Annotated in this window: 18 protein-coding genes; 5 read left to right on the top strand and 13 right to left on the bottom strand. The window is 69.2% G+C overall.

What is annotated here, in order from left to right; genetic code table 11:
- Positions 1-75: 75 nt before the first annotated feature.
- Both SYV04_RS36730 and SYV04_RS36725 read left to right on the top strand, forming a co-directional pair.
- A complete protein-coding gene (locus SYV04_RS36730; protein ID WP_321550705.1) occupies positions 76-1,368 on the top strand; it encodes an HD domain-containing protein in 1,293 nt (430 codons plus the stop codon).
- Positions 1,365-2,879: an MBL fold metallo-hydrolase gene (locus SYV04_RS36725; protein WP_321550704.1), complete on the top strand. Its 1,515-nt coding sequence runs from the start codon at positions 1,365-1,367 to the stop codon at positions 2,877-2,879. The genes SYV04_RS36730 and SYV04_RS36725 overlap by 4 nt, the downstream gene beginning before the upstream one ends.
- A gap of 15 nt (positions 2,880-2,894) precedes the next feature.
- On the opposite strand, the gene SYV04_RS36720 is transcribed toward SYV04_RS36725, so the two are convergent.
- Genes SYV04_RS36720 through SYV04_RS36710 form a run of 3 tightly spaced genes read right to left on the bottom strand, consistent with a single transcriptional unit; the run spans position 2,895 to position 3,683 of the window.
- Complete coding sequence (locus SYV04_RS36720; protein ID WP_321550703.1) at positions 2,895-3,086, bottom strand: hypothetical protein; 192 nt, start codon at positions 3,084-3,086, stop codon at positions 2,895-2,897.
- 6 nt (positions 3,087-3,092) lie between these two features.
- Positions 3,093-3,275 carry a hypothetical protein gene (locus SYV04_RS36715; RefSeq protein WP_321550702.1) on the bottom strand — a complete coding sequence of 61 codons (183 nt, stop codon included), beginning with the start codon at positions 3,273-3,275 and terminating at the stop codon, positions 3,093-3,095.
- A gap of 51 nt (positions 3,276-3,326) precedes the next feature.
- Positions 3,327-3,683 (bottom strand): plasmid stabilization protein, encoded by a 357-nt coding sequence (locus SYV04_RS36710; RefSeq protein ID WP_321550701.1) that lies wholly within the window; start codon positions 3,681-3,683, stop codon positions 3,327-3,329.
- A 196-nt stretch (positions 3,684-3,879) separates the two neighbouring features.
- On the opposite strand from SYV04_RS36710, the gene SYV04_RS36705 reads away from it, so the two are divergent.
- Positions 3,880-5,109 carry a cyclic nucleotide-binding domain-containing protein gene (locus SYV04_RS36705; RefSeq protein ID WP_321550700.1) on the top strand — a complete coding sequence of 410 codons (1,230 nt, stop codon included), beginning with the start codon at positions 3,880-3,882 and terminating at the stop codon, positions 5,107-5,109.
- A 36-nt stretch (positions 5,110-5,145) separates the two neighbouring features.
- Here the strand turns inward: SYV04_RS36705 and SYV04_RS36700 are convergent, their stop codons facing one another.
- A complete protein-coding gene (locus tag SYV04_RS36700) occupies positions 5,146-5,826 on the bottom strand; it encodes a Crp/Fnr family transcriptional regulator (RefSeq protein ID WP_321550699.1) in 681 nt (226 codons plus the stop codon).
- Positions 5,827-5,965: 139 nt separating this feature from the next.
- The gene (locus SYV04_RS36695) at positions 5,966-6,850 is read right to left on the bottom strand and encodes a LysR family transcriptional regulator (protein WP_321550698.1); all 885 of its coding nucleotides are present in this window, start codon (positions 6,848-6,850) and stop codon (positions 5,966-5,968) included.
- An 82-nt stretch (positions 6,851-6,932) separates the two neighbouring features.
- Between SYV04_RS36695 and hppD the strand changes: the two genes are divergently transcribed.
- Positions 6,933-7,988: a 4-hydroxyphenylpyruvate dioxygenase gene (gene hppD, locus SYV04_RS36690; RefSeq protein WP_321550697.1), complete on the top strand. Its 1,056-nt coding sequence runs from the start codon at positions 6,933-6,935 to the stop codon at positions 7,986-7,988.
- Positions 7,989-8,007: 19 nt separating this feature from the next.
- Here hppD and SYV04_RS36685 read toward each other — a convergent pair whose 3' ends face one another.
- Complete coding sequence (locus SYV04_RS36685; protein ID WP_321550696.1) at positions 8,008-8,994, bottom strand: YeiH family protein; 987 nt, start codon at positions 8,992-8,994, stop codon at positions 8,008-8,010.
- Positions 8,995-9,256: 262 nt separating this feature from the next.
- Between SYV04_RS36685 and SYV04_RS36680 the strand changes: the two genes are divergently transcribed.
- Complete coding sequence (locus SYV04_RS36680; RefSeq protein ID WP_321550695.1) at positions 9,257-9,790, top strand: cysteine dioxygenase family protein; 534 nt, start codon at positions 9,257-9,259, stop codon at positions 9,788-9,790.
- Positions 9,791-9,794: 4 nt separating this feature from the next.
- Here SYV04_RS36680 and SYV04_RS36675 read toward each other — a convergent pair whose 3' ends face one another.
- The 7 genes from SYV04_RS36675 to SYV04_RS36645 form a co-directional block, all read right to left on the bottom strand.
- Positions 9,795-10,271, bottom strand: coding sequence for a hypothetical protein (locus SYV04_RS36675; RefSeq protein WP_321550694.1), 477 nt, complete (start codon positions 10,269-10,271; stop codon positions 9,795-9,797).
- Positions 10,272-10,276: 5 nt separating this feature from the next.
- A complete protein-coding gene (locus SYV04_RS36670; protein ID WP_321550693.1) occupies positions 10,277-11,563 on the bottom strand; it encodes a PilW family protein in 1,287 nt (428 codons plus the stop codon).
- A gap of 3 nt (positions 11,564-11,566) precedes the next feature.
- A complete protein-coding gene (locus tag SYV04_RS36665; RefSeq protein WP_321550692.1) occupies positions 11,567-12,124 on the bottom strand; it encodes a prepilin-type N-terminal cleavage/methylation domain-containing protein in 558 nt (185 codons plus the stop codon).
- A gap of 14 nt (positions 12,125-12,138) precedes the next feature.
- Positions 12,139-12,894, bottom strand: coding sequence for a pilus assembly FimT family protein (locus SYV04_RS36660; RefSeq protein ID WP_321550691.1), 756 nt, complete (start codon positions 12,892-12,894; stop codon positions 12,139-12,141).
- A gap of 157 nt (positions 12,895-13,051) precedes the next feature.
- On the bottom strand, positions 13,052-13,870 hold the full coding sequence (locus SYV04_RS36655; protein WP_321550690.1) for a hypothetical protein: 819 nt from the start codon (positions 13,868-13,870) through the stop codon (positions 13,052-13,054).
- Between the two features lie 44 nt (positions 13,871-13,914).
- On the bottom strand, positions 13,915-14,604 hold the full coding sequence (locus SYV04_RS36650; protein WP_321550689.1) for a hypothetical protein: 690 nt from the start codon (positions 14,602-14,604) through the stop codon (positions 13,915-13,917).
- 85 nt (positions 14,605-14,689) lie between these two features.
- Positions 14,690-16,543, bottom strand: coding sequence for a cytochrome c/FTR1 family iron permease (locus tag SYV04_RS36645; protein ID WP_321550688.1), 1,854 nt, complete (start codon positions 16,541-16,543; stop codon positions 14,690-14,692).

The raw sequence follows: 16,543 nt of genomic DNA, 5'->3' as shown, positions 1-16,543 counted from the left end.
CCGGGCCGATCCCAGCCCAACCCAAGTGCGATTGGCTGCTCGCTGGGGGGTATCCAGGAGTATGGAAAGGGAACCATGCGGATTCGCGACCCCATCCACGGCACCATCCCCGTTAGCGACCCAGAGAAGGCGATCATTGACAGCCCGCAGTACCAACGGCTGCGCCATGTGCGGCAACTGGGCTTCGGGGACCTGGCCTTTCCGGGAGCGACCCACACGCGCCACGCCCACTCGCTGGGGGCCATGCATGTGGCCTCTCGGTTGTTTGGCGCGGTGGCCTCTCGCACGGTGCTGCCCGACGATGTCCAGTCCCGCTTCTGTGCGGCGGTCCGGCTGGCGGTGCTGTGCCACGACCTGGGCCACATGCCCCTGTCCCACGCCTCCGAGCGCATCGCCCCGTCGCGCGCGTCCCTGAAGCTGCCTGCCTGGCTGGACTCCACGGCCGAGGGGGCCCAGGCCACGCATGAGGACTTCACCGCGAAGATCCTCCTGGACAGCTCGCTGGCGCCGCTCATCGAAAAACACTTTGGGCCGCTAGGAATTCGGGGAGACGCGGTGGTGGGGCTGATTACCGGCGCCCGCCCGCCGAATGACCCGGGCTTCACGTACCAGGGCGTGGACTGGTCGCCGCTGTTGCGCGCCATCGTCTCCGGAGAGCTGGACGCGGACCGGATGGACTACCTGCTGCGCGACTCCTTCTATACGGGCGTGAACTATGGCCGGTACGACTTCGACTGGATCGTCTCGAACCTGAACCCGGCGGTGAAGGATGGGCGGGCCTACCTGGCGCTGAGCCGGGCGGCGGCGTTCGCCTTCGAGGACTTCCTGCTCAGCCGCTACCACATGTTCGTCTCGGTCTATTACCACCACACCTCGGTGAACTTCGACCACATGCTGCGGCGCTACTATGAGGAGGCGCCCGGCGAGTTCGAGATCCCCGCCGACCCCGAGGCGTTCCTGCTCTGCGACGACGCGGCGCTCTGGTACACGCTGCGCCGCTCGAAGAACCGGTGGGCGCAGCGCATCTCCCAGCGCAAGGGCTTCAAGCTGGTGGCCCAGTTCACCGAGCGCGACGCGGGCTATGACCTGGACGTGCTGCGCAGCGCGCTGGTGGCTGGCCAGTTCGAGCACTACGTCGTCGAGTCGGAAGGGGTGCTCTCCAAGTACGTCAAGGAGGGCGAGACAGGCCCCAGCCTCTTCATCCTCGACGTGTCCACCGGCCGGCTCACCGAGGTGGCGCGCTACACCCCGCTGTACCAGCGCTACAGCGGGGCGGTGCATCTGACGCGGGTGTACGTGCGGCCCGATCAGAGCGAAGCGGCGCGGGCCCTCATGACGAAGCTGCTGGGACAGGCGGTGGAGTCATGAGCGAGGCGCTTCCAGGGATGCCGCCCGCGCCGCCTCCGGCCGTGCCCCGGTTGGCGTCGGTGGTGGTGCTGTACCGGCGGGTGGGCCCGAACGTGGAGGTGTTCTGGGTGAAGCGGGAGAAGGCGCTGGCCTTCGCCGGCGGCTTCTACGCCTTTCCGGGCGGCAAGGTGGACAAGGCGGATGCGCAGGTGCCGATGCGCGGGGCGGAGGGTGAACAGGCCGCGCTGCGCGTGGCCGCAGCGCGCGAACTCTTCGAGGAGGCCGGGGTGCTGGTGGCCGAGGGCGCCGAGGCGCTCGGGCCCGAGCGGGTGAAGGAACTGCGCCGGGCGCTGCTGTCGGGGCAGCGGGGGTGGAAGGCGCTGCTGGACGAGGCAGGGCTGTCGCTGCGGGCGGAGGACTTCCACGAGGCGGGGCGGTGGATCACCCCTCCGTATATGCCGGTGCGCTTCGACACGTACTTCTACCTGGTGGAGGTGCCGCCCCACGCTCAGGCGGAGTTCTTGCCGGGCGAGCTGGCGGAGGCGACGTGGGTGGTGCCGGCGGAGGCGCTGGCGCGCTGGGAGCAGGGCACGGCGCTGCTGCACCCGCCCAACCTGCATGCGCTCCAGGTGCTCGGGCGATTCGACACGCGGGGGCAGGTGCTGGAGCGGCTGTGTGCGCCGCCCCACTGCCCGGACTTCCTCGCGACGATCATCGAGTTCCAGCAGGGCGTGCGGCTGGTGCCGATGGCGACGCCCACGCTGCCCCCCGCCACGCACACGAACACGTATGTGCTGGGCAACGGCGAACTGCTCATCATCGACCCGGGCGCGGAGGACTCCCTCGAGTGCGAGCGGCTGTTCGAGGTGCTGGACATCCTGAAGGCGGAGGGACGGCGCCCGGTGGCGGTCCTTCTCACCCACCACCACGGAGACCACATCGGCGGGGCGAAGCTGCTGAAGGATCGGCTGGGGCTTCCGCTGTGGTGCCATGCGCGCACGGCGGATCGGCTGGACGTGCCCGCCGAGCGAATCCTGGAGGATGGCGACGTGCTGGAGCTGGCGGGGACTCCGCCTCAGCGCTGGCGGGTGTTGCACACGCCGGGGCACGCGCGGGGACACGTCTGTCTGGTGGACGAGCGCAGCCACGCGGCGGTGGTGGGGGACATGGTGGCGGGCGTGGGCACCATCGTCATCGACCCGCCCGAGGGCAACATGCGCGACTACCTGACGCAGCTCGCGCGGCTGCGGGACTTGCCCGTGACCACGATCTACCCGGCTCACGGGGGCGCCATCCCGGATGGCCCGGGCAAGCTCCAGGAGTACATCCAGCACCGGGCCGCGCGCGAAGCACGCATCATGGAGGCGCTGCCCACCGAGGGCGCGACGGTGGCCCAGGTGGTGGAGGTGGCCTATGCGGACACCCCGGCCTTCCTGCACCCGGTGGCCGAGCGCAGCGCCCTGGCCACGCTGGAGAAGCTGGTGGAAGAGGGCCGCGCTCGGGTGGAGCACGGCCGCTACTTCCTCACCTGAGCCGCGACGCTCGCGTCAGCTCGACTTTCGCGAGCGGGTGCTCTTCTTTCGCGCCGTCTTGGGCCAGCCGCGCTGCATGTTCCGGTAGGCCTTCTTCGACACCGTGGACTTGCGCTTCGAGCGGGAAGTCCCCGCTCGCTTGCGGCGGTTGATGTTCTCCACGAGGCTGTTCTTGCGCTTGCCCGTACTCCGTTTCGCGGTGGCCATGCGGCGCTACTCCTTGTGGTCGCCGCGATCGCCCTGGCCCTTGCCGGCGTCGTGCTCGGCCTTGCGCTTCTGGTCTTGCGAGAGCGAGCGGCCCACGTCGTCCACTTCCTTGAAGCGCCCCTGGTCATCCCGGCGCACGTACCGCTTGTCACCCGGGGTCGGCTCGATGAGTTCTCGCTTGCTGGACATGATCAGGGCTCCTGGATCGTGGGTGGTGGGACAACGGGAACGAAGGAAGGGCTAACGTTTGCTCGTCTTGCGCTTGCGGCTCGCAGCGGCCCGTTTGGCCGCCACGCTGCGCTGCACGGACTTGCGCTTGCGTGTCACCGCGGCCTTCTTCGCCGCGCGCGAGCGCTGAGCCGTCGTCCGAGAGGCCATGCTGCGCTGGCCGCCGCGCCGCGACGCCTGGTGGGTCTCCGGTTTGCCGTACCCCGAGCCTCCGGGCTTCTCACCCCCGTGCGACTCGGCGTTCACCGTGGCCCAGGCGCGGCGTTTCGCCTCCTTCTCGCTCTTGCCGTGCTCCATGTAGCTGTCGGCGATGTGCTCGGCGCGCCGCTTCTGCTTGTCCGTGTATTTGCTCTTGTCTCCGCGAGGCATGCAGCCCTCCCTTGGAAGAAAGGTCTGCATTCGCGGGGCGCTTTCAAGCCTCGGAGGGCAGAGGGAGGAGCGAGCGCCGGATCCGCCATGTGAACGGCTTCACACCCGCGGTGTGACGACCCTCACAGCCCCCATTGCATCGAACAGGCACAGTGCATTCCAGACAGGCCCGAGAGGGGCCGCGAGGAGAACGACCATGGACGCACTGCGCGAGCACAAGAACAAGGCCGCCGAATTCTTCGCCAAGGGGGCGCTGGAGTCGGCCCTCTCCGAGTACCAGAAGGTCGTCCAGGAGGCGCCGGAAGACCTCTCCAGCCGGCAGAAGGTGGCCGAGTTGCTCCAGCGCCTGGGCCGCAAGAAGGAGTCCATCGCCACCTACGAGGCGCTGGCCGAGGCGTGGGCGCGGCAGGGCTGGCTGCTGCGCGCCATCGCCCTCTGCAAGGTCATCCTCCAGATCGAGCCGCGCCATAACCGGACGCAGCGGCTGCTGGCGGAGCTCCACGCCAAGCGGCTCGAGTCGTCGCCGCGGCTCGCCCCGGCTCCCAAGCCGGTCGAGAACGCTCCCGCCACGGGCAACATCAGCGGAGGGACCCTGCCGCGCATCCCCATCTTCTCGCAGCTCAGCGGAGAGGAACTGCTGTCGGTGATGGAGCGCCTGGAGCTGCGCGTCTTCCAGCCGAAGGAGACCATCATCCAGGAGGGGCAGTTGGGGGGCTCCATGTTCGCCATCGTGGAGGGCAGCGTGGAGGTCGTCCGCAAGTTGGAGACGGGCGGGGAGCGCACGCTGGCCTTCATGGGAGAAGGGGATCTGTTCGGCGAGATGGCGCTGCTGTCGGCGGGGCCTCGCCTGGCCAGCGTCCGGGCGAGCGAGCGCACGATGGTGCTGGAGCTTCCGCGGGAGCGGGTGGAGCAGCTCGTCACCCGTCACCCCTCGGTGGGGCAGGTGCTGCAGACCTTCCACCGTGAGCGGCTGCTGATCAACATGCTGCGCAGCAACCCGCTCTTCCGCGCCCTCACGCCCCTGCAGCGCGAGGCCCTGGCCCGCGACTTCCAGCTCTGCTCCGTGCCCGCGGGCAAGCCGCTCACCATGCAGGGCCAGTCGGCCTCGGCGCTCTACCTGCTGCTGCGGGGCACCTGCCGGGTGCTGCACGAGCACGAGGATGGCCGGGAGAGTGACTACCGGCCGCTGCGCGAGGGGGACGTGTTCGGGGAGATCTCCCTGATGCTGGGGGTGACCGCCACCGCCACCGTCACCACCGCCGAGCGCTGCACGCTGTTGCGGCTGGACCGGGAGGCCTGCGAGCGGCACATCCTCCACCAGCCCGGGCTGCGCGAGGCGCTCTCGCGCATGAGCCAGGAGCGCCTCCAGCGCACCGTGGAGATGACCAGTGGATTCTGGCTCGACGAGGGGGACCTCCGCATCTGAGGCAACGTCGAGCCGGAACTCGGGGCGGGGAGCGGGCTACTCCGCTTCCCGCCCGAGCTTTTCGGGCTGTACGAGGGTGATCTGCCCTCCTTCGTAGGAGAGAAGTCCCTCGCGGACATAGAAGCGCAGCCACTTGTTGGCGCTCTCGCGGGTGAGGCCGCAGAGGTTGGCCAGCTCGGACTGGGTAATCTTGTGGGGGATGACCACGCCCTCGCCGCTGGGCTTGCCCTGGTGCTCGGCCAGCTCGAGCAGGACGCGGACCAGGCGCGTGCGAGCGTCGAGGAAGGTCCGGTCATGCACCAGCTGGGTGACGCGCCGGACCAGATGGCTCAGGGCGGCCAGCAGGCCCTTGGTCACCTGGGGCCGCGCGTCCAGGAAGCGCTGGAAGTCCTCGCGCTGGAGGCTGAGCAGGTCGGACTCCTCGCGCGCGACGGCGTCCGTCGAGCGGGGCTCTCCGTCCAGCAGCGCCAGCTCGCCGAAGAAGTCGCCCCGGTCGAGCATCGTCAGGGTGACCTCCTTGCCATCATCCGAGCTGAGGCGGATGGCCACCTGCCCCTTGCGGATGATGAAGAGGGCGGTGCCAATGTCTCCCTGGTGGAAGATGACCTCGCCCTTGTCATAGCGACGCGGGCGGAGCAGGGCGGACAGGTGCTCCAGATCCTCGCCCTGCAGGTGCGCGAAGATGGGGATCTGCGTCAGAAGCTGCCCATACGACACGATTCGACCTCCATGACCTGCATGGGCAGGTCGTCCGCTCCATTCTGCACAGGGCTTGTGTTTTCGGGCCATGGCCAAGAGGCCATGAAAGTCGTCTGGTGAAAGGCTTAGCAGGCGTGCAAGCTTTTCATGTGAGGGTTCATGGCGAGGGGTCCACCCCGGTGAGTGCTTGCACCACACGGCTGGCCGCCCGCCCCAGCCGAACTCCCGCTCGGTGATGCAGGGAGGGGTGGAAGAGGTGCGTGGCGCCCCGAACGAGCTTCAGCGCCTTGAACTCTCCCCGGCGCTCCCGCGCCATCAGGTGCTCCGGGAGCCAGCCGTAGCCCAGCCCCTCGAGGATGGCGGCCTTCTTGGAGGCGAAGTCGTTGAGATGCACCGTGGAGCGGTCCTCCAGCGCACCGGTGCTCAGCTGCAGGCGCGGATCCGAGCCCCGCACGGTGAGTAGCAGGTGCTGGGCCAGCTCCTCATCCTTCAGCGGGCCCCGCATCCGCGCCAGGGGATGAGAGCGGTGGGCCACCAGCACGGCCTTCAGCTCCGTCAGCCGATAGGAGCGAAGGCCCGGCAGGGTGGGCGGTAGCAGCGACACCATCAAGTCCGCCTCCTCGCGCACGAATGCCGCCTCCACCCCGGTGAGGAACTCGGCCGAGACGTGAAAGCGTGTCCCCGCGCCCTCGGTGCGGAGCTGCTTCACTGCGCGTAGCACCGGCTCGGCGGGGAAAATGCCGTCGAAGATGACTCGCAGGGTGGGTTCCCAGCCGGTGCGGATCTCCGCGCACGCCGCTTCCAGCTCACGCTCTGCCGCCAGCAGCTTGCGGCAGTGCTCGAGCACCCGCTCCCCCGCCGCCGTCAGCCGGGTGCGGTATCCGCGCCGGTCCAGGAGCACCAGGTCGGTCTGCTCCTCCAGGGTGCGCAGCGCGTACAGCACCGCGGTGTGTCGCTTGTGGAGCGCCTGGGCCGCGGCCGCGAAGGTGCCATGGCGGGCGAGGGCATCCAGCGCACGGGCCTGCTCCAGGGTGAGGTTCATGGGGAGGATTGTGCAACGGACTGACAATGTCTGGCAGTCCTTTGTGCTTTCTTCCACCCAGGGTCGTCCCTACTTTGCGCGCATGATCCTCAACCCGGTCGGCCTGCAAGGCATCGACTTCATCGAATTCGTCTCCCCCGAGCCCGAGCGGCTCGACCGCCTCTTCCTCGCGTTCGGCTTCTCCCGGACGATGCACCACCCCGTCCGGCGCATCGACCTGTACGAGCAGGGCGACATCCGGCTGCTGCTCAACCGGGGGCGCACCTCCTTCGCCGAGGGGTTCTCCGCCCTGCACGGCCCCAGCATCTGCTCCATGGGCTGGCGCGTGCTCGATGGCGTGAAGGCCAAGGAGGCCGCGGTGGCCCGAGGGGCCCGCTCGCGCGGCGAAGGTGACCTCTTCTTCCGAGACGGCCAGCCGGTTCCCGCCGTCTACGGCATCGGCGAGAGCCTCATCTACCTGGTGGACGGGGCGAACGACGCTCAGCGCTGGGAGAAGCTGGGCTTCGTGACGCACCCCGAGCCCGCGCGCGTGCCCTCCAAGGGATTTACCGCCATCGACCACCTCACCAACAACGTGGAGAAGGGGACGATGGGGCGCTGGTCGGCCTTCTACAAGGACATCTTCGGCTTCACCGAGGTGCGCTACTTCGACATCCGCGGCGTGAAGACGGGGCTGACCTCCTACGCGCTGCGCTCGCCTTGCGGCACGTTTTGCATCCCCATCAACGAGGCGACCGAGAAGAAGAGCCAGATCAACGAGTACCTCGAGGAGTACAAGGGCCCGGGCGTCCAGCACCTGGCGTTCGTCACCACCGACATCCTCGGCTCGCTGCGCGCCCTGGAGGGCACCGACATCCAGATGCTGGACATGGATGACGAGTACTACCGCGAGGTCTTCGAGCGTGTGCCCGGAGTGACGGAGGACCGCGAGGAGATCCGCCGCCGCAACGTGCTGGTGGACGGGGACGAGGAGGGCTACCTGCTGCAGATCTTCACCCGCAACCTCATCGGTCCCATCTTCATCGAGATCATCCAGCGCAAGAACCACCTCTCGTTCGGCGAGGGGAACTTCGGCGCGCTCTTCCGCTCCATCGAGCGGGACCAGGCCAAGCGCGGCGTGTTCGACGAGCGGAGCTGAAGGGAACGGCAGGCGGCGGTCAGCGGGTCGGGTCCAGCAGTGGGCCCACGAGGGCCGCGAGCCCCAGAGAGCTGAGGCTGACCGCCACCGCCGCCGCCAGGCCCAACAGGAAGGGCGCCACACCGAGCACCCGGAACACGGACAGCCGCGTGGAGAGGCCCACCGCCGCCAGGGCCGTCGCCAGCAGCATCCCAGAGGTCTGCTCGCCCAGTTGATGGATGAGGCCCCTCCAGACATCCGGGGTCATGGAGCCAAAGGCGAGCCCCTGGGAGGCCAGCCCCGCCTCTCCCACGGAGCGGACGAGCGCGGCGGCGAGGAACCCCAGCACGAAGAGGGGAAACAGCTCCGAGAGGGGGGCGGCCCTGCCGCACTCCTTCGCGCTCATCCGCCGGTGGAGCAGCCCCAGCATGGGCACCACCGCGACGAGCAGCGCGTTGCGGGTGAGCTTGGTCACGGTGGCGATCTGCGCCGCGCCCGGTTGGCCGAACATCTCCTGATAGGAGAGCGCCGCCCCCATCACCTGAGAGGTGTCGTGGATGGCGGTGCCCAGGAACGCTCCCGCCGCGCCGGGGTGTGCCGCGAACAGCGCGTGCGCCACGAACGGGTACAGGAGCATGCCCACCAGGCCGAACAGCGTGACATTGGCCACCGTGTAGGCGACCTCTTGATCATCCGCTTGAAGCACGGGCGCCACCGCCAGCGTCGCCGTGATTCCGCAGATGCCCGTGGACGCCGCGGCGAGCAGGCCCAGGGTTCGACTCACCTTCAGGGCGCGGGCCAGCAACAGGCTGGCGCCGATGCCAATGCTCACCACGGCCACCACCACGGGAATGCCCAGGGCTCCCACCTTGAGCACATCGCCAATCGCCAGCTTCAGCCCGAGCAGGATGATTCCCAGCCGCAGCAGCTTCTTCATCGCGAAGGTCAACCCGGGGCAGAGCCAGGGGGCGCGAGCCAGTCCGGACAGGAGCAGCCCCAGGATGACCGACAGTGCAATGGCGGACACAGGACTGGCGCGGCCCTCGGGGGCGAGTCCCTGCCACTGCAAGAGCTGAGCACCGAGCAGCCGCGATGCGCCATGTGCCAGCAGGCTGACACACGCCGCGGCCAGGACTCCGGGAATGAGGGAGGGGACCTGTGACCAGCAGACTCCCAGCACTACCTTCTCCCAGGCTGCAGGCTCGGAGGAGTGAGTGGGGACGGGGGACACCTACCAACCTTCCTTGATCGGAGAGGGTGCTGGAGCCTACCCGAGCGGAGGACACCCCATGCTGGACACGTTCATCGACGAGATCGCGAGTGCTGCCCTGGCAACAGGAGAGCCAGAGTTCGTCACTCAACGGGTGCGCGAGGCCCTCACACCCTGGCTGGCCCAGGGACTCCCCGATACCTATGTCCAGCCCGCCGAGGGCTGTTACGCCCGGCACGTCATCCACTGTGATCCGCTGGAGCGCTTCTGCATCGTCAGCATCGTGTTGAGGCCTGGGCAGTCGACGCCCATCCACAACCACACGACGTGGGGCGTCATCGGTGTCGTCACCGGCCGTGAGCGGGAGGTGCGCTTCCGCCGCTCGGACACTGGCGGGCTGCAGGAGCTGGAGTCGCGCTTCAATGCGCCCGGGGACACGGCCGTGGTCATTCCTCCCCGGGACGTTCACCGCATCGAGGGGGCCTGTCCCGAGGGCAAGCCCACCGTCTCCATCCACATCTACGGTGGGAATGTCGATCGGGTGACACGCACCATCTTCGAGCAGAAGGGCGTCGAGTACGCGGGGCCGTGCGCCACCTCGTACCACGCGTGACGCGCTACAGGCCCACCTTGACGAGGAACTCGACCTCGCGCTCCGGGCTGCTCGGGTCGTCGGCGACTTCCTGGCACACGGCGGTGACGGCGTAGAACTTCACGGGCTGAGGGTTACCGGGCGTCTGGTCGATGGCCATGACGTTGATGTTGGCGTCCTGCACGGAGCTGGTCGTGTCGGTGACGGAGTTGACCGTCACGCGGCCGAAGTGACCGGTCGCCACGCGGGCGCCGTTCATCTGCTCATCGAAGGTGACCGTCTCCACGCTGGTGGCCGGAATCATGCGCATGCGGGAGATGAAGAGGTTGCGCGCCGCCTGGATGCACGAGGACATCTGGTCCTCCTGCGTCTGCATGAGGGAGGCGGCCCGCTCGGTGCCGGTGAAGGAGATGGCGCCCGCCACCAGCAGGGTGATGAGCACCACGACGACCATGGCCAACACCAGCGCCATGCCTCGGGGGTGGGGAGTGAGGCGTTTCATGGGGTTCAACCTCCGCCTACGGGTGTGCTGGAGAGGAACGAGACCGGGGGGAACTGCGCGTTCATCATCAGGTTCTTGGAGGTGATCGACTCGCGCAGCAGCACTCGGTAGAAGTGGCCGCCCGAGGGCGTGAAGTCGGGTGAGCCGGGCGTGCCCAGGTTCTCCAGCTGGCGCCAGGGCACCGTGCCATCCGGCAGCGGAGCTCCCTCCGTGGCCGTCAGCAGGTTGTCGCCCCGGATGTCCGGGTCGGCCACGGTGCTGCGCGCCACCACGGTCAGGCGTACCTGGCGGAGGTTGGCGGGGTGATCGGCCGTGCGCCGCGCATCGGTGAAGCGAATGGACGGGTCGAAGAACCAGTTGGCCCCCAGCGTGACGGGGTCGATGCGTTCCCACTGCTCGCCGTAGTAGGTGGGCGGCAGCATGGGCGACTCATTCACCCCCCGGATGAGCGGCGGGTTGTCGTTGTTGGAGTTGAGCAGGTACGCCACCTGGAACTGCTCGATGCCCTCGGCCACCGGAACGGAGTCGTTCTCGTCGATGACCGTGTCGCCCTGCACCTGGGTGTCGGTGGGCATGTCCAGCCCCTGGTTCATCATCAGATAGGGCGTCTTCTCGGGAGTGGCCGGGTCTCCGTCGGAGTCGAACGTCGCCACGTAGAAGGCGGCGCGCCGCACCTTCACCACCTGAGCACCGGGAGCGCTGAAGCAGGTGTCGCTGTCCAGCTTGTCCTGCTCGTGGAACAGCCGGCCCGGTCCGTGGATGGGGGAGTTGGGCGCGGCGGCGGGGAGCGTCGAATCCAACGGGATGGTGAACTCACCTTCGTTCCGGTAGGTCGCCACGGTGACGAAGGCGTGGTTGCGCGCCAGCGGGCAGAGCACCAGCAGGATCTGCCCCTGCCGCAGCGGCTCGCTCAGCGGCTGGGTGGCTGGCAGGGTGAGCTGGGTGGAGTTGGCCGACTGCACCGGGCGACGGAAGAGCGGGTCTCTCCAATGCACCACCACCGCGTCCGGGAAGCCGGGCGCGGCGCTGTCGCTCGCTACGTCATAGGAGTCGTAGGCGAGCACGGCGCGGTCCGGATTGACGCCATAGCCGGCGGTGCGAACGATGCGGCCCACGAAGGCCAGGGCCTGGCGCGCGTTGGCCTGGATGGCGCGGCGGCTGGCGTGCGCCTGGTACTGCCGGGCCTGGGAGATGAACGTCAGGCTGATGCCCAGCAGCACCACGGCGCCCACGGCGGCACCGATGAGCAACTCGACCAGGGTGAAGCCTCGAGAACGGAGAGAGGGACGCATGGCTCAGATCTCCAGGACTGCATCGGGGTCGAGGGTGACGGCGGCCGGGTCGTACTTCACGGTCCACACGGTGACCTGGCGGAAGCCTCCCGGCGTGGGGTAGCGCACCATGATGGCGATGCGGCGCGAGTCGAAGACGCCCGCCTGGCTGGGGTTCTCCACGCGCTGGGAGCGCCAGGTGACCTCGAAGAAGTCGCCGCCGCCCTCGGACTGGATGATGGCGTCGGCCGCCCCCAGCATCGGGCGCACTCCCGCGAGGGCGATGGCGTCCTCCAGTCTCCACAGCCCGTCGGGGACGGTGGGGTTACTGAAGTCCGCGTCGGTGGGCTGCAGGGACGTCGTGGGGAGGAAGATCGGGTGGTTGTAGGGCAGTCGCTCGAAGGAGTCGGCCACGTCGCGGGCGATCTTGCTCGCGAGGGTCTGGTGGCGGGCCAGGTTGTTCTGCTGGCTGGCCAGCACATTCATCTGCATGACGCCGACGACGCCGATGACGAAGACCGCCATGGCGGCCATGGCCTCGATGATGCTGAAGCCGCGAGGGGAGTGATGGGAAGGGCTCATGATGTGAGGGCCTCCTAGAAGACGCGCACCGCTCCGGCGGGCGCGGCGATGGTCAGCAGTCGAGGAGCGAAGCGGGACTCCTCGGGGGTGTTGGGCATGAGGGCGAGGGTGCCGCCGGTCTCCACGCCTCCTGTCTCGAGGCGCACGGTGCCGTCGGGGTTGAAGCGGATGACGCCGTAGGGTTGCGCGCCGCCGACACAGAAGGAGCAGCCACCCAGCAGCTCGCGCGTGGGCAGGTGGAGATCCACTGGAGTGAAGGACGGCGTGGTGAGCGGCGTGGTGTGGAACGGAGGAGGCAGCGGCCTCCGGAGACGGGGAGAGTCGAGGTCCAGGAAGGCGAGGCCTCCCGCGTCCATGCCCGCGCTGCCTCCCAGCGTCAGCCGGTCTCGCACGGTCGCAGGCGAGAGCTCGGAGGTGCCGTCCGGTCGAGTGCGCTGGAAGGCCAGCGCCGCCTCGGGGCCTTGGCTCAGGTCCAGCGCGTCCCACGCGATCGCTGGCTGTGCATCGGGGCGCTCCAGCAGGGTGATGCGGACGCGCCCATCAGCGGGCTGCTGCAGGACGAGATAGTGGGGGACGCCGCTGCGCAGGGCTTGGAGCTGCGCGGTGGAGAACAGGGCCGCCACGTCGAACACGGCGTTGTTCACTCGGGCACGACCCAGGCCGTAGACCCTGACAGTGAGGGCCAGCGTGGCCAGCACGGTGAGGATGACCACGGCGCTCATCAGCTCGATGAGCGTGAAGCCTCGACGAAGGGAAGAGTGGGGGAGCACGCGGAACCTCCTGCGATGCTCCCCAAGAGTGCAAACCCCGGCCCCACGCGAGGCCCGCGCAACTCAGCGGAACCACGAAATGTGGGAGTCGGACTCCTCGCAACCCGTGCTTCGCAAACTTTGCACCCCTCGCAAAGAGTGAAGGGGCGCGGAAGCCTCAGTCCGCGTGGACTGCCTGCCCCGCCGACGCGCCACCCGAACTCGCGGCGGCATCCGGCAGTCGGTCGATCTCACTGGCGGGGTAGGCCTTCGCCGCGTCCAGATAGCGCTGGGGCTGGATGCGCCGGCGGTCCCGCTTGCTGAGCCCCTCGGGGGTGATGAGCTGCGGCTCACCCTCGGCGGGGGCCGCCACCCTGAGCCCATCACAGAAGAGCCACTCGGTGCGGCCGTCGTTCGTCTCGCGCGCGAAGTACAGGTCCGCGTTGCCCACCGTGGGAAGGGGCGTACACCACGTCTGCCGCGCGGAGGCCTCGCGCGCGGGGGCCTCCTCCACCCACCGGCGCTGGGCCCTTCGCAGCTCGGCCGCGGCCAGCGCCGAGGGCGCCTCGCTCATCCGGGCCTTCACCTGCTCCAGCAGCTCCGTGCCTCGACGGGTGAGTTCCGGGAAGGCTCCCGTGCGGTGGAAGCCGCACTCGCCCAGGGCCTTCAAGTTCTGGCGGTGGATCTTCATCACCGGCTCCAGGGTCCGGGTGGCCTCCTGGAGCAGCCCGAGGTGCTGGGAGTGCTGGAGCGCCTCGGGGTTCGCCGCCTGCTCCGTGCCGGAGAGGAACCGCGCCAGCAGCCCGTTGACCGAGCTCAGCTCATCCGACAGCCAGCGCGGCTCCGTGTCACACAGGGGGACGCGGGCGCCCACGTAGTCCCGGTACTCGGCGCGCGCCATGCCCAGGGAATAGCTCTGAAGGGAAGCCGCCTGCCTCGCCGCGCACGCACCCAGCGAGGCACACAGGCTCACCAGCAAGAATCGAGAAGCGCTCATGGGCGCGAAGTCTAGCTTTTGTTTTGACCTCAAACAATCCGACTTCAGAACCTGCCCGAGAGGGAGCCGAGGAGGCCACCGCCCGGGGTGAAGCCGACGGCGGGGTGGAGCTGGAACCCTGTCTCGAAGCGCGCGGGCCTCGGCGCGGGCTGCTGGTAGGCGTGGGAGAGCTCGTAGCCGACCATGGCGCCCAACACCGGCCCGAAGGTCAGGCCGACCACCAGTGCGGCCTCGTTCTGGCTGGCCAGCCCTCCCGCGAGCCCCAGCCCCGCTCCCACGAGCGTGCCGAGGAACGTGGGCCAGTACTGACCCCGGCCGTCCATGAGCCTGCCGGCGCCATAGACGCCCAGCGGTACGCCGAAGGTGGCGCCCACGAGCCCCGAGACGAAAACGACACCGAGGCAGTCCAGGTCCTCGCAGGACGCCGAGAAGACGAGGCCTCCAAAGATTCCTCCCGCGATCGCCATGCCAGCGCCCACCGCGCCGCCGCCGATGAGCTCGAGCATGGCGCGCGAGGCGGAGAAGCTCTGTTTCAGTGGCCCATTGAGTTCGTACTCCCGAGGAATCAGCTCTCCCTCGGGCGGGCTCTCCTCGGGTTGCTCCGGGGCTGGCAGCAAGGGAGGAGGCGGGAGCGCCTCGGTGGGTGCCGGGGAGGGCTCACCCTCGGGCGCCTGGGCGAGTCCCACGCATGGCGCAAGCAGGGCGAGGCACAGCACGATACGTGTCAGGAGCATGCGCGGCAGCCTAGCGGCTTCCCCGAGGCGAGGTGGAGGGCCCAGGCCCGCGCGCGGAGGACCTGGGAGCGGTGCGCCTACGGGCTCAGCCCTGCGAGGAGGCTCCGGCCAGCCGCGCCGTGCGACCCTTGCGGAAGGCGAGGAAGGCCAGTGGCGCCAGCGCGAGCACCAGCTGCGGCGTGAGCGACACCGCGTCCGGGTAGACGCCCAGCATCTCCACGGTGACGAAGGGGATGGGCATCAGCGGCAGCAGGGCCACCTCTTGGAGCGCGTGCAGCCCCTTGCCCAGCAGCATGACGGCGGTGGCCACCAGCAGCACCGTGGACGCCTGGAAGAGCGTCTTCATGGGCAGCTTGTAGCCCACGCGGCGCACGAAGAGGACCATCGCCACCAGCGCCACGCCGCCCGCCAGCGAGCCCCACGCCACGCCCGAGGCCGAGTCGAGCGCCAGGCCCTGGAGGAACACCGCCGTCTCGAAGCTCTCGCGCAGCACCGCGGTGAAGGCGATGGCGAACAGGCCCAGCGTGCTGCCGCTGCCCAGCGCGCCCTGCATCTTCTGGCGCAGCTCGCCCATGAAGCGGCTCATGTTGGCGCGCGCATTCAGCCACAGCGCCGCGTACAGCAGCATCGCCACCGCCACCAGGGCCACCACGCCCTCCATCACCTCGCGGTTGGCGCCGGCCAGCAGGTGCCTCCCGAAGAAGAACGCCAGCGCGCCCACCACCAGCGCGGAGATCCACCCGGCGTGCACCACGCGCACCTGCTGGGTGGCCTCCATCTTCTTGAGCGCCGCCAGCAGCGCCGCGACGATGACGGTGGCCTCGAAGCCCTCGCGCAGGAGGATGAGGAAGGTGAGCCAGATGACGGACAGCATGCTCGCCGTGTTGCCGCTGCCCCGCCGCGCCTGGTCCAGCAGCGACAGCAGCTCGCGCCCCTCGTCCTGCAGGTGCGGGCTGTTGCGCTCGGCCGCCAGCCGCGACTGGAGGAACGACTGCTCCAGCTTCGTCACCAGCTGCGGATCCCTCGCGCGCAGCTTCACCTCCACCGGCTCCAGGCCCGTGAGGTACGCGTCCAGCAACGCGTTGCGAGCGCCCAGCATGTCGCCCGAGCCGCCCAGCCGCAGCGCCTCCTCCACCCGGGTGCGCGCCGCCATCAACGCGCGCTCCTCGTCCACGTCCGGCAACTTGCGGCGCAGGCACGCGATGTTCTGCTCGCCGTACTCGGCGGCCAATTCCGGGTCCGTGGCGGTGGCCAGGCGCTCCAGCGACACGCGCGGTGGGGTGCCCTCGCACGCGGGCTGGCGCAGGGTGAAGAGGAAGAAGGCCAGCGACCAGCGCTCATCCTCGGAGAGCGTGGGGAAGCCCGGCATCGCAGTGCCCGGCACCCCGAAGCTGGTGGTGTTGAAGGCCTTGTACGGCGTGAGCCCGGCCATGATGTCCGGATCATGGAAGTTGGCCGGCTGGGGCTCCATCGTCTGGGCGATGGTCACCTGGGCGCGGCCATCGGCGCCGTGGCAGGCGGTGCAGGACACCTTATAGAGCTCCTCGCCCCGGGTGAGGTTGGGCGGCTGGCGCGGGCTGCGCGACAGGCCCCCGGCGAGCACCAGGTCCTCCACGAGCGCGCCACAGTCGCGGCTGACGCCCTCGGGGTCCTTGCCCTCATCCACCCGGGCCTTCACCGCCTGGATGCGAGGCAGGAAGCCCTGGCCCGCCGAGCCCAGCTCGTTGGCCGCCACCACCGCCTCGGCGATGAAGCTCTTCTGCTCCGTCAGCTCGAACTCGGACTGGGACTCGACCGCGGCCGGGTAGTCGGCTTGCAGGTATTGGAGGATGCCCACCAGCCGGTGCCAGGTGCGCCCCTCGGACGCGGACTCATCGGCCCGAGCCGCCAGCGGCAGCGCGAGGAGCAGGGACAACAGGACGACACCGGTGCGGTTCAC

Source organism: Hyalangium ruber (assembly GCF_034259325.1).
Lineage (GTDB): Bacteria > Myxococcota > Myxococcia > Myxococcales > Myxococcaceae > Hyalangium_A > Hyalangium_A rubrum.
Note: the sequence above shows the minus strand (reverse complement) of the source record. Positions and strands in the feature narration are given on the sequence as shown.